This window comes from Halomonas korlensis, from assembly GCF_900116705.1.
Taxonomy (GTDB): Bacteria; Pseudomonadota; Gammaproteobacteria; order Pseudomonadales; family Halomonadaceae; genus Halomonas; species Halomonas korlensis.
The window spans coordinates 24,234-36,395 of the sequence record NZ_FPBP01000010.1 but is presented as its reverse complement, the minus strand read 5'-3'; the positions used below and the strand labels follow the sequence as shown (position 1 = coordinate 36,395).

Genomic DNA, 12,162 nt, shown 5'->3' with positions numbered 1-12,162 from the left:
AATGGCTCGTCAGTGCTGGAAAGGCCTCTAGTCTACGTGTTTCGCGCGTTCGGCGGCAGGGTTTGCAGCCGCTGACCTATTGATTCGGTTTGCAAAGCCTCGGGGTCGGGTCTAAACTACTGTGCGCTGCAAGACTGGGTCGTGCGCCTAGGAGTATTTTCTCGCAAGTTCATGTATCGTCTCGGCTCGCCTGGCGACTCGAGAATGTCATGCGTTCTGGCGAGCAAGCTCCGGCAAGGCGTGCGTACAAACCGAACTCAAGTTTCCTAAGGTAGGTGAGTGCTTAATGCCTTCTGTTAAAGTACGTGATAACGAGCCGTTTGACGTCGCGCTGCGTCGCTTCAAGCGTTCCTGCGAAAAGGCCGGTGTGCTTTCCGAAGTCCGCCGTCGTGAGCAGTACGAGAAGCCGACCGCTGAGCGCAAGCGCAAGGCGGCAGCCGCCGTCAAGCGTCACGCCAAGAAGCTCCAGCGTGAGCGCAAGCGTTTCGAACGGCTCTATTGATCCGTACTGGGGCCGGCTTTCGCGTCTCGCGTGAGTCGACTCAAGAGGGATGCCAAGCGGCCACCAATCGGTGGTCGCTTGTTTTTGCGTCTCGGGGCATTTGCTAACTACCACGAAGGGTTGCCTGAATGGCCGGTCAGATTCCCCAGCGCTTCATCGATGACCTGCTGGCCCGTGTCGACGTGGTCGAGGTGGTCGGCGAGCGCGTGACGCTCAAGAAGGCCGGGCGCAACCATTCCGGCCTCTGTCCCTTCCATCAAGAAAAGTCGCCGTCGTTCACTGTCAGTGCCGACAAGCAGTTCTATCACTGCTTTGGCTGTGGTGCTCACGGCAACGCCCTGAGATTCTTGATGGAATATGACAGGCTGGGGTTTCCCGAAGCGGTGGAGCATCTTGCCGGCCGGCTGGGCATGGAGGTGCCTCGCGAGGGGGCCGACGATCCGCGTGCCCAGGCACGGGAGCGCAAGCGCAAGGAAGGCGTCAATCTGCTGGAACTATCGGCATCGTTCTTCCGTGAGCGGATGAAGATGCCGGAGGCGGTCGGCGCCCGCGACTACCTATCGAACCGCGGCCTGTCGGACGAGATTGTCGGTGATTTCGGCATTGGCTACGCCCCCGACGACTGGGAGGGGCTCAAGCGTCACCTGACCGAGCGCGGGATCAATGAGGCCGTGCAGATCGAGTATGGCCTGCTGGTACATCGCGAGGACACGGGGCGTACCTACGATCGTTTTCGTGATCGGGTGATGTTCCCGATTCGTGACATCAAGGGGCGCACCATCGCCTTCGGGGGACGTGTGCTGGGCGATGCCAAGCCCAAGTATCTGAATTCCCCCGAGACGCCGGTCTTCCACAAGGGGCGTGAGCTTTACGGGCTCTTTGAAGCGCGCCAGGCAAGCAACCGTCTCGAGCGGCTGGTGATCGTCGAAGGCTATATGGACGTGGTGGCGCTGGCGCAGTTCGGTATCCGCAACGTGGTGGCTACGCTCGGCACCTCGACCAGCGAGGATCATCTCAGCCGCCTGTTTCGGCTGGTGGGCGAGGTAGTGTTCTGCTTCGACGGCGATCGTGCCGGTCGTCAGGCGGCCACTCGGGCGCTGGAAACCGTGCTGCCGTTGATGATCGATGGCCGGCAGGCGCGTTTCCTGTTCCTGCCCGAGGGCGAGGACCCGGACACCCTGGTACGCCGTGAAGGCACGGCCGCCTTCGAGGATCGCATCACCTGTGCAAGCCCGCTGTCCGAGTTTCTCTTCGACCAGGCGGCGAGCGGCCGGGACCTGTCGCGCGTCGAGGAGTGCGAGCGCTACGCCAGCCAGGTCCTGGCAGCACTCGGCAAGTTGCCGGAGGGTGTGTTGAAGTCGTTGATGCTGGGGGAACTCTCCCGGCGCACCGGCGTCGACCAGTCACGCTTCGAGCTTCTGATGGCACGAAACGGATCGACGGCCGACGAGGCGAGCGATGCGTCGTCACCCTTGGTGGGCGAGCCTGCACCACCGCCCCGGGGCAAGGCGCGGTCGGTGCGCGGCGGCTCGTTGAGCCTGGTGGCGCGCGCCCTGCAGTTGCTGGTTCATGAGCCGGGGCTGGTCGAGCGCCTGCCCGACGACGACGCCTGGTGTCCTGCGGATGACGGTGACGGTGGGCTCTGTCGAGAGGTGATCAAGCTCTTGCGGGCGGGCCGTTATCGCAGTGCCCAGGTGCTGTTGGCGCATTTTCATGGCACGCCCGAAGGGGAGCGTCTCGCGGTGCTGGCGCGTCGGGAGCTGCTGATACCCAAGGCGGCACGCGGTGCTGAACTGGATGGCTTGATCGAGCACTTTCAGCGCCATCAGCGGCGCCGGTCGCCTCGCGAAGAGTTCGATGCGCTGTTGGACAAGGAAAAGGCGGGGGAGCGGCTCACCCGTGAGGAAAAGCAGCGTCTGATGATGTTGCTAAGCGAACTGCGAGGGTGATGGTGGCGTCAAAGAAGTAGCAGGAAATTGGCGCAGGGGTTGAAATATCTCCTACCATCACCATTTAGAAGACATTGTCATTATCGGCACAACCGAACAACCTAACACACCTGAATGACCGCGCAAACGGATCGAACTGGCAGCAAGTGGCTTTCTGCCGCTATACTGTTCGGCTTATCGAGTTTCAACGCCTCAGTACTTCAGGTGCTTCATTCTTCTTCGTCGAGATAGGGTTTCTATGGCTGGAAATGCGCAGCAGCAGTCACGTCTGAAGGAGTTGATCGCGCGCGGCAAGGAACAGGGCTACCTGACCTATGCCGAGGTCAACGACCATCTTCCCGAGGATATCGCCGATCCCGATCAGGTGGAAGATATCATTGGCATGATCAACGACATGGGCATCAGCGTCGTCGAGGTGGCTCCCGACGAAGATACGCTCATGATGTCCGATCACTCCACGGACGAGTCTGCTGCCGAGGAGGCCGTGGCGGCCCTGGCGGCAGTCGAAAGTGACGTGGGCCGTACCACCGACCCGGTGCGCATGTACATGCGCGAGATGGGCACGGTCGAGCTGCTCACCCGTGAAGGTGAGATCGAGATCGCCAAGCGCATCGAGGAGGGCACCCGTGAGGTCATGTCGGCGCTGGCCTACCTGCCGGGTGCGGTCGAATCGATCCTCGATGCCTACGACCACACTCAGGACGAAGAGGCACCGGGCCGGCTGTCCGACCTGTTCTCCGGCTTCATCGATCCCGATGAGGGCATCCCCGGGGTGGCCGAGGCCGAAGTGCCCGAACCCGAGCCGGCAAGCGAGCTGGACGACGAAGATGAGGACGCCGAAGCCGAGGAAACCGTCGGTGGCCCGGACCCCGAGGAAGCCAAGGCGCGTTTCGAGCAGATTCGCCAGCAGAACGAAGCGGTTCAGGCGGCCATCGAGACGCACGGGCGTAGCGCCAAGGAAACCAAGGCCCAGCAGGCGCGTCTCGCCGAGCTGTTCTCGCCGATCAAGCTGGTGCCCAAGCACTTCGAGCGCCTGGTCAACCAGGTGCGCATCAGTGTCGAGCAAGTGCGTGCCCAGGAAAAGGCCATCATGCAGCTGTGCGTCAAGAAGGCGCGGGTGCCTCGCAAGACCTTCATCAAGGCCTTTCCGGGCAACGAGTCGCGTCAGGACTGGCTGGATGATTTCCAGAAGGCGAGTCCTCGTTACGCCGACCGTCTGGAGCCGCTGCGAGGCGATATCACGCGTGCCCAGCGCAAGATTGCCTTCGAGGAGGCAGTCGTCCAGTTGCCGGTAACCGAGATCAAGGAGATCAATCGTCGCCTCTCCATCGGCGAGGCCAAGGCGCGCCGGGCCAAGAAGGAGATGGTCGAGGCCAACCTGCGTCTGGTGATCTCGATTGCCAAGAAATACACCAATCGCGGCCTGCAGTTCTTGGACCTGATTCAGGAAGGCAACATCGGCCTGATGAAGGCGGTCGATAAGTTCGAATACCGCCGTGGCTACAAGTTCTCGACCTACGCCACCTGGTGGATTCGCCAGGCGATCACCCGCTCGATTGCCGATCAGGCGCGCACCATCCGTATCCCGGTGCACATGATCGAGACGATCAACAAGCTCAACCGTGTGTCACGCCAGATGCTGCAGGAAATGGGTCGTGAGCCGACGCCGGAAGAGTTGGGCGAGCGCCTCGAAATGCCCGAGGACAAGGTGCGCAAGGTGCTCAAGATCGCCAAGGAGCCGATCTCCATGGAGACGCCCATCGGCGATGACGACGACTCGCACCTGGGCGATTTCATCGAGGACGGCACCATCCTGCTGCCGATCGACCTGGCCACCGGCGAGGGCCTGATCGAGGCGACCCGCAACGTGCTTGGTGGCCTTACCGCGCGCGAGGCCAAGGTGCTGCGGATGCGTTTCGGGATCGACATGAACACCGACCACACCCTGGAAGAGGTCGGCAAGCAGTTCGACGTTACCCGCGAGCGAATCCGTCAGATCGAGGCCAAGGCGCTGCGCAAGCTTCGCCATCCTAGCCGCTCGGAGCCGCTGCGCTCCTTCCTGGACGAATAGCTTCCACGAACCGCGAACGGTTGACGCTCGACCGAAACGACAACGCCCACAGCCTCGGCTGTGGGCGTTGTCGTTCTGGGGTGAGGGTCCGCTCAGACAGTTTACCCTTACGGAGTTGCGAGCCGTGCGAGGTGCCAACGCCTGGCCAGTAAGGCGAGCTCGATGATAGCGATCAGGATCAGCGTATAGCCGAAGAGCTCGACCACCTCCTCGGCGGCATCCTTGAAGGTGCGCTCGTAATGCTCGCCGAGGATCGCCATCCAGACCTCGCTGCGTCCATAGAGCCGCGAGAATACATAGGTCGTCAGAAATCCGGCGGCGAACAGTCCGAAGGAAAGGCTGTTGGCATAGCGTTCGAATTCCTCGATGAAGGCATACCGGCGACGAATTACCAGAAACAGGCAGGGCAGCACAACCAGGCCAACCAGTAACTGCCAGGCGCCATCGAAGACATAGGTGTCGAGATGCGCGTCCTGTTCGCGGATCAGCGAGCTGAAGACGAAGGCGAACAGTAGCAGGGTGACGGTAGGTAGGATCTTGAAAGCCTGACGGGTGTATAACAATAGCGCCGATGCGGACAACAGCACGACCGACTGCGTCAGTTCGGTGAAACCTCGCTCGGAAAAACGTATCTCGGGTTGCTGGAGCGCTTCGTAGTAGACGCCCTGCATCATGCCAGCGACCAGCAGGATGTAGAGCAGGGCGCGCAGGCAGGTGGCACCGAAGCCGATGGGCCAGGACTGGCCGGGAGTGAAGCGATCAGGCATCGATGAGTTCCCTGTATTCAATGACATGCAAGGGCCTGTTGACGTTTCATGCACGGCCGCGCCGGAGCCCGTTTTTGTGCGGGGCAAGGCATGAGGAGAGTGGTTTGATTGTTTCAAATGAACGACGAATAACGCCGCACCGTGCGAAAACGGGCCCGGCCCTTCGAGTTGCGCGGCAAATGGCACCATGCCGCGTTGCGGGATTTGACAAGGGAACCACCCTTCTCTGCATCCCGCGCCTTGCCTGGCGCCATTTGGCGCAGCAACGCGGTTCGCGCTGAAACGTCAACAGGCCCTAGCGTGGCTTCATTGTAGCGTCATCGATCCGTACTGCCCATGCCTCGCTCAATCCGCTGCCGAGCGTCGCGCCTCTTCCACGATCCAGTCATGCACCGCCAATACGCGGCGATCATCCAGGGCGCCAGCGGCGTGCACGAGCCCATAGCGCATCCCTGTAGTCACCCGCTGCGGAAAGGGCGCGATGAGCGCGCCGCTGCCCAGCTCGCCGCTGATCAGCCTCTGGCGGGCGATCGCCACGCCCATGCCGGCAGTCGCGGCCTCCATGATCAGCTGATGCCGGTTGAAGGTGTAGCCACGGTGCACATTGATATGCGCCGCATCGATGGCCTGAAGATAATGCTCCCATTCGGCGTAATCGTGGCTGCCTCGCCAGGCGGTCACGTCGTGCAACAGCGGGTACCAGGCGAGGTCCTCGGCCCGCCGCAGGGGCGGTCGGCCGCGCAGCAGCCCCGGCGAACACACGGGGAAGATCCGCTCCTCCATCAATGGCGTGATCGCAAGCCCTGGAAGATGGCCGTCATTGAGGTCGATAGCCAAGTCGAAGTCGCCATCGCGCAGCGAAATGCTGCTGTCCTCGGCGATAACCTGCAGTTCGATATCGGGAAAGCGCGACTGTAGCCGCGGCAGGCGAGGCATCAGCCAACGATTGAGAAAGGAGGGGATCGAGCGCAGACGAATGACGCCGCTCATGACCCCCGAGCGCAGCCGTTTCACCTCGAGGCCCACAGCCTGGTAAGCCTGGTCCACTACGGCGGCGAGCCGCTTGCCCTCCTCGGTGAGCTCCAGCTGTCGTGGCCGACGGCGAAACAGTTTGAAGCCGAGCCGTTCTTCCAGCTGCTTGATCTGCTGACTCACCGCCCCGGTCGTGACATGTAACTCCTCGGCGGCCCGGGTGAAGGACAGGTGGCGTGCGCTGACCGCGAAAACCTTCAGCCAGGCATGGGTCTGGGCGTTGAGATGACGGCTCATGGTTGAGTTCTACTAAACTTGAGACAAGGTATTATCCATTGTCTCAACAGGCAAGCGCCTTGAACATAGCTTGATGGTAGTTATCAGATAGCCTGTCATGCACGATGCTTTAGCAAGGCTGATGTATCGTGATCGAGCCGTGTGAATGGCGATGCACGTAATCGCCCGGGAGTCAGCAAGATGTCCATCAGTGTGTTTGATCTGTTCAAGATCGGTGTCGGGCCCTCGAGCTCGCACACCGTCGGCCCCATGCGGGCCGCCTTCGACTTCCTCGGTGAGTTAACGGCGCGCGACCTGGTCGAACGGGTGGCGCGCGTCGAGGTCCAGCTCTTTGGTTCGCTGTCGGCGACGGGGATCGGCCACGGCACCGATCGGGCGGTGATCATGGGCCTGATGGGCGAGCGGCCCGACCGCATCGACCCGGCGATCATCGGCCCCGCCATCGACACCCTGCGCGCGTCCGATTCGCTGCTGCTGGCGGGTGACCACGCGATCCCCTTCCGCTGGGCGCGCGACATGCAGTTGCACGAGGAGAGCCTGCCGTTTTTTTGTGTGCTACCGCAACACCTACTACTCGGTGGGCGGCGGCTTCGTCATCGACGAGGCCCAGGCGAGTTCCGGTCAGCTCGATAACGACGCCAGCCAGTTGCCCTACAACTTCCAGACCGGCGACGAGCTGATGCGCATGTGCCGGGAGAGCGGGCTGCGCATCAGCGAGCTGATGCTGGAAAACGAGAAGACGTGGCGCAGCGAAGCCGAGATCCGCCAGGGCCTGCTGACGATCTGGGCGGCGATGCAGGACTGCGTCAGGCAGGGCATGGAAGCCGAGGGCGTATTGCCCGGCGGGCTCAACGTCAGGCGCCGCGCCAAGTCGCTGTACCAGCGCATGCTGGCCAGCGAGGACGACCACTCGCTGATCGCCTCGACGATGTCGGCCATGGACTGGGTCAACCTCTACGCCCTGGCGGTCAACGAGGAGAACGCCGCCGGCGGGCGCATGGTCACCGCGCCCACCAACGGTGCGGCGGGCATCATCCCCGCGGTGCTGCACTACTACATGCAGTTCCGTCGTGGCGCCAGCGAGCGCGACGTGGTGGCCTACCTGCTCACCGCCGGCGCCGTGGGGGTGCTGTGCAAGAAGAACGCCTCGATCTCCGGCGCCGAGGTGGGCTGCCAGGGCGAGGTCGGCTCGGCCTGCGCCATGGCCGCCGCCGGCCTCGCCGAGCTGATGGGCGGCAGCGTGGGTCAGGTGGAAAACGCCGCCGAGATCGGCCTGGAGCATAACCTGGGGCTGACCTGCGACCCGGTGGGTGGCCTCGTTCAGGTGCCCTGCATCGAGCGCAACGCCATCGCCTCGGTGAAGGCGATCAACGCCGCGCAGATGGCGCTGCGCGGCGACGGCGAGCACTTTATTTCACTCGATAAGGTGATCCGCACCATGCGCGACACCGGCGCCGACATGCAGGACAAGTACAAGGAGACCTCCCGCGGGGGGCTGGCGGTCAATGCCATCGAGTGCTGAGGAGGCCGATAAAAGGTGGCTCGAGTTGACGCTGACATGGCGCCGCGCGATTTCCGTTCAGGGGGTCGCGCTTTTGTTTGCAAGCTATTGAATTCCTGAAGGCCTACGCCATTGGTCGAGTTCGGTGTTTCTGCGGTTGCCGAGTCGTCGCTCGTCCTCTAGTTTACGTTGACGTAAAGGTTATAGCTCTGGGCCGAGGCGCAAGAACCCGGATCCGATGTCGGCAACGTTCTCATAATAGTACCGGCCGGCGTCGCCAGAACAACGACAACGGTACGACAACGGCGGATCGCCTCGCGATCCAGAGAGGATCCCACATGACCCAGCCATTCATACTGGAAACTCGTGGATTGACCAAGGAATTCCGCGGCTTCACCGCCGTGGATGATGTCAACCTGCAGGTCCAGGAGGGCCATATCCATGCCCTGATCGGCCCCAACGGGGCCGGCAAGACCACGGTCTTCAACCTGCTGACCAAGTTCCTGCCGCCCACCCGCGGCGAGATCCTCTACCGCGGCAAGCCGATCACTGGCATGAAGGCCAACGAGATCGCACGCCTCGGCCTGGTGCGCTCGTTCCAGATCTCGGCGGTGTTCGCCCACATGACCGCACTGGAGAACGTGCGCGTGGCGCTGCAGCGCCCCCTGGGCACCTCCTTCCACTTCTGGAAGTCCGAGAAGAGCCTCGCGCCCCTCAACGCCCGCGCCCTGGCGCTGCTCGACGAGGTGGGCCTTGCCGACTACGCCGACGTGCTCACCGTGGAGATGCCCTACGGTCGCAAGCGCGCGCTCGAGGTGGCCACTACCCTGGCGCTGGACCCCACCATGATGCTGCTCGACGAGCCGACCCAGGGCATGGGCGCCGAGGACGTCGACCGCATCGTCGAGCTGATCCGCCGCGTGGCCAGGGGCCGCACCGTGCTGATGGTCGAGCACAACCTCAGCGTGGTCAGCCGGCTGTGCGACCGCATCACCGTGCTGGCCCGCGGCAGCGTGCTGGCCGAGGGCGATTACGCCAGCGTCTCCGCCGACCCGCGGGTCAGGGAGGCCTACATGGGCAGCGAGGCAGCGCAAGAGGAGACCCACGCATGAACCAGGCCGCCGAGACGCTCACCGATTACCCCGACCTCGAGGGCGCCGAGATGCTGCGGGTGCGTAACCTGAACGCCTTCTACGGGGAATCGCACATCCTGCACGGCGTCGATTTCGACGTGAAGCGCGGCGAGCTGGTGACCCTGCTGGGGCGCAACGGCGCCGGGCGCAGCACCACCCTCAAGGCGATCATGAACATGGTCGGGCGGCGCACCGGCTCGATCGTGATCAACGGTAACGAGACGCTGGGCATGAAGCCCCACCGCATCCCGCGGCTGGGCATCGGCTACTGCCCCGAGGAGCGCGGCATCTTCGCCAGCCTCGACGTCGAGGAGAACCTGCTGCTGCCGCCCACGGTGCGCTCCGGTGGCATGTCGATCGACGACATCTACGCGATGTTCCCGCACCTTTACGAACGCCGGCGCAGCCAGGGCACCCGGCTCTCCGGGGGCGAGCAGCAGATGCTGGCGATGGCGCGCATCCTGCGCACCGGGGCGCGGCTGCTGCTGCTCGACGAGATCACCGAAGGGCTGGCGCCGGTGATCGTCCAGGCGCTGGGCGAGGTACTGGTCAAGCTCAAGGCGCGCGGCATGACCATCGTGCTGGTGGAGCAGAACTTCCGCTTCGCCGCGCCGCTGGCCGACCGTCACTTCGTGATGGAGCACGGCCGGATCATCGAGGAGATCGGTGCCGCCGAGCTGGCCTCGCGGCGCGATCATCTCAATACCCTGCTGGGGGTGTGACGGTGCTACCGTCCGCCCGGCAGATTTACCACCATCGATCGGTACCACAACAACAAGCCGCCCATTCGTGGGCCATGGAGAAAATCATGACGTTCAATCGCAACACCCTTGTCTCAAGCATCGCCCTTACCGCCACGCTCATGGCCACCGGCGCCCAGGCACAGATGAGCGATAATGCCGTGCGCATCGGTTATCTTGCCGACATGTCCGGTACCTACCGCGACCTCGCCGGTCCCGGCGGTCTCGAGGCCCTGCAAATGGCTGTCGAAGACTTCGGCGGCGAGGTCAATGGTGCACCCATCGAGGTGTCCAGCGCCGATGATCGCAACAGCGCCGATGTAGGCGCCAACACCGTGCGGGAGTGGTTCGACACTCAAAACGTCGACCTGGTGGCGGGTCTGGTCGCATCCTCCGTGGTCATCGCCGCCACCAAAGTGATCGAGGATAACAATGGCCTGGGCATCGTCTCTGGCTCCGCGGCTTCCAGTATCACCAACGAGCACTGCACCCCGAACCACATCCACTGGGTCTATGATACCTACCCGTTGGCCAACGGCACCGCCAAGGCGGTGGTGGAGCAGGGCGGCGACACCTGGTTCATGCTCACCGCCGATTACGCCTTCGGTCATGCCCTGGAGGCCGACGTAACCAGAGTGGTAGAGGATAATGGCGGCGAGATCGTCGGTACCATCCGTCACCCCTTCCCGACCAGCGACTTCTCCTCTTACATCCTCCAGGCCCAGGGGTCCGGCGCCAAGATCATCGGCCTGGCGAATGCTGGCGCCGACACTGTCAACGCCATCTCCACCGCCAGCCAGTTCGGCGTGGTCCAGGGCGGACAGCAGCTCGCCGGCCTGCTGATCTTCCTCAATGACGTCCATGCCATGGGACTCGAAGATACCCAGGGCCTGCTGCTTACCACCGGCTGGTACTGGGACATGGATGACCAGTCCCGCGAGTGGGCCGAGCGTTACTTTGAGCGCACCGAGCGTATGCCGACCATGGTCCAGGCGGGCATCTACTCCAGTACCATGCACTATCTGGAAACCGTGGCCGAAGAAGGCACCGACGACCCGGAGACCATCCGCGCAGCCATGGCCGAACGGCCGGTCGAAGACTTCTTCTCCCGCAATGGCCGCATCCGTGAAGACGGCCGCATGGTTCACGACATGTACCTGGCGCGGGTGAAGTCCCCTGAGGAGTCCACCGGCGAGTGGGACGTCTACGAGATCCTGTCCACCATTCCCGCCGAGGAGGCCTTCCGCCCCCTCGCCGAGAGCCAGTGCGAGCTGGTCACTAACTGAGCGGACAGGGCAGGGCGGCGGCCCTGGCCGCCGCCCCTGACGGGAGGTCCATGACATGACAATGATTTTCGGGGTGCCGTTGGCGGTGTTCATGGGCCAGCTGATGCTGGGCCTGATCAACGGCGCCTTCTACGCCCTGCTCAGCCTGGGGCTGGCGGTGATCTTCGGCCTGCTGAAGATCGTCAACTTCGCCCACGGGGCCATGTACATGCTCGGCGCCTTCGCCGCGCTGCTGGGCCTGCAGACCCTGGGGCTCAACTACTGGCTGGCGTTGCTGCTGGTGCCGCTGCTGGTGGGGGGGCTGGGCATGCTGATCGAGCGCTACATGCTGCGCCGCATCGCCCACCTCGACCACCTCTATGGCTTGTTGCTGACCTTCGGCCTGGCGCTGATCGCCGAGGGCACCCTGATCAATTTCTTCGGCGTCTCGGGGTCGAGCTATCCCACGCCCACCGCGCTGCAGGGCGGGTATAACCTGGGCTTCATGTTCCTGCCCATCTATCGTGCCTGGGTGCTGCTGGCGGCGCTGGTGGTCTGCCTGGGGACCTGGTTCATCATCGAGCGCACGCGCCTCGGCGCCTACCTGCGGGCCGGCACCGAGAACTCGGCGCTGATGCAGGCCTTCGGCGTCAACGTGCCGCAGCTGGTCACCCTGACCTACGGCTTTGGCGTGGCGCTGGCGGCCTTCGCCGGCGTGCTGGCCGCGCCGCTCTACCCGGTGTCGCCGACCATGGGCTCGAGCCTGCTGATCGTGGTCTTCGCCGTGGTGGTGATCGGCGGCATGGGCTCGATCCTCGGGGCGGTGCTCACCGGCCTGGGCATGGGGTTGGTCGAGGGCCTGACCAAGGTCTACTACCCCGAGGCGGCCAACACCGTGATTTTCCTGGTGATGGTCCTGGTATTGCTGGTGCGCCCCGCCGGCCTGTTCGGCAAGGAGGCATGAC

The 12,162-nt window shown here is 63.5% G+C and carries 9 protein-coding genes and 1 pseudogene; 8 read left to right on the top strand and 2 right to left on the bottom strand.

Annotated features, from left to right (window positions below):
• Nucleotides 1-286 precede the first annotated feature (286 nt).
• The 3 genes from rpsU to rpoD all read left to right on the top strand — a co-directional run bounded on the left by rpsU (nucleotide 287) and on the right by rpoD (nucleotide 4,522).
• Nucleotides 287-502: a 30S ribosomal protein S21 gene (rpsU, locus tag BM341_RS13445; RefSeq protein ID WP_013333229.1), complete on the top strand. Its 216-nt coding sequence runs from the start codon at nucleotides 287-289 to the stop codon at nucleotides 500-502.
• A gap of 128 nt (nucleotides 503-630) precedes the next feature.
• Nucleotides 631-2,451, top strand: coding sequence for a DNA primase (gene dnaG / locus BM341_RS13440; protein ID WP_089796588.1), 1,821 nt, complete (start codon nucleotides 631-633; stop codon nucleotides 2,449-2,451).
• A gap of 238 nt (nucleotides 2,452-2,689) precedes the next feature.
• On the top strand, nucleotides 2,690-4,522 hold the full coding sequence (gene rpoD / locus BM341_RS13435; RefSeq protein ID WP_089796587.1) for an RNA polymerase sigma factor RpoD: 1,833 nt from the start codon (nucleotides 2,690-2,692) through the stop codon (nucleotides 4,520-4,522).
• A 107-nt stretch (nucleotides 4,523-4,629) separates the two neighbouring features.
• On the opposite strand, the gene BM341_RS13430 is transcribed toward rpoD, so the two are convergent.
• Both BM341_RS13430 and BM341_RS13425 read right to left on the bottom strand, forming a co-directional pair.
• Nucleotides 4,630-5,289 (bottom strand): hypothetical protein, encoded by a 660-nt coding sequence (locus BM341_RS13430; protein WP_089796586.1) that lies wholly within the window; start codon nucleotides 5,287-5,289, stop codon nucleotides 4,630-4,632.
• 345 nt (nucleotides 5,290-5,634) lie between these two features.
• Nucleotides 5,635-6,558, bottom strand: a complete 924-nt coding sequence (locus BM341_RS13425; protein WP_089796585.1) for a LysR substrate-binding domain-containing protein — start codon at nucleotides 6,556-6,558, stop codon at nucleotides 5,635-5,637.
• Nucleotides 6,559-6,738: 180 nt separating this feature from the next.
• Between BM341_RS13425 and BM341_RS13420 the strand changes: the two are divergent.
• The 5 genes and pseudogenes from BM341_RS13420 to BM341_RS13400 all read left to right on the top strand — a co-directional run bounded on the left by BM341_RS13420 (nucleotide 6,739) and on the right by BM341_RS13400 (nucleotide 12,161).
• Nucleotides 6,739-8,080, top strand: a pseudogene (locus tag BM341_RS13420) (L-serine ammonia-lyase).
• 317 nt (nucleotides 8,081-8,397) lie between these two features.
• The gene (locus BM341_RS13415) at nucleotides 8,398-9,171 is read left to right on the top strand and encodes an ABC transporter ATP-binding protein (RefSeq protein ID WP_089796584.1); all 774 of its coding nucleotides are present in this window, start codon (nucleotides 8,398-8,400) and stop codon (nucleotides 9,169-9,171) included.
• Nucleotides 9,168-9,914 (top strand): ABC transporter ATP-binding protein, encoded by a 747-nt coding sequence (locus BM341_RS13410; RefSeq protein ID WP_089796583.1) that lies wholly within the window; start codon nucleotides 9,168-9,170, stop codon nucleotides 9,912-9,914. The genes BM341_RS13415 and BM341_RS13410 overlap by 4 nt, the downstream gene beginning before the upstream one ends.
• Nucleotides 9,915-10,000: 86 nt before the next feature.
• Nucleotides 10,001-11,218 (top strand): ABC transporter substrate-binding protein, encoded by a 1,218-nt coding sequence (locus BM341_RS13405; protein WP_089796582.1) that lies wholly within the window; start codon nucleotides 10,001-10,003, stop codon nucleotides 11,216-11,218.
• Nucleotides 11,219-11,273: 55 nt separating this feature from the next.
• The gene (locus tag BM341_RS13400; protein ID WP_089796581.1) at nucleotides 11,274-12,161 is read left to right on the top strand and encodes a branched-chain amino acid ABC transporter permease; all 888 of its coding nucleotides are present in this window, start codon (nucleotides 11,274-11,276) and stop codon (nucleotides 12,159-12,161) included.
• Nucleotide 12,162 lies beyond the last annotated feature (1 nt).

Bases quoted from the DNA above. Each gene is read 5' to 3' on its own strand.
- rpsU (WP_013333229.1), top strand. From the start codon at position 287: ATGCCTTCTGTTAAAGTACGTGATAACGAGCCGTTTGACGTCGCGCTG.
- dnaG (WP_089796588.1), top strand. From the start codon at position 631: ATGGCCGGTCAGATTCCCCAGCGCTTCATCGATGACCTGCTGGCCCGT.
- rpoD (WP_089796587.1), top strand. From the start codon at position 2,690: ATGGCTGGAAATGCGCAGCAGCAGTCACGTCTGAAGGAGTTGATCGCG.
- BM341_RS13430 (WP_089796586.1), bottom strand. From the start codon at position 5,289: ATGCCTGATCGCTTCACTCCCGGCCAGTCCTGGCCCATCGGCTTCGGT.
- BM341_RS13425 (WP_089796585.1), bottom strand. From the start codon at position 6,558: ATGAGCCGTCATCTCAACGCCCAGACCCATGCCTGGCTGAAGGTTTTC.
- BM341_RS13415 (WP_089796584.1), top strand. From the start codon at position 8,398: ATGACCCAGCCATTCATACTGGAAACTCGTGGATTGACCAAGGAATTC.
- BM341_RS13410 (WP_089796583.1), top strand. From the start codon at position 9,168: ATGAACCAGGCCGCCGAGACGCTCACCGATTACCCCGACCTCGAGGGC.
- BM341_RS13405 (WP_089796582.1), top strand. From the start codon at position 10,001: ATGACGTTCAATCGCAACACCCTTGTCTCAAGCATCGCCCTTACCGCC.
- BM341_RS13400 (WP_089796581.1), top strand. From the start codon at position 11,274: ATGACAATGATTTTCGGGGTGCCGTTGGCGGTGTTCATGGGCCAGCTG.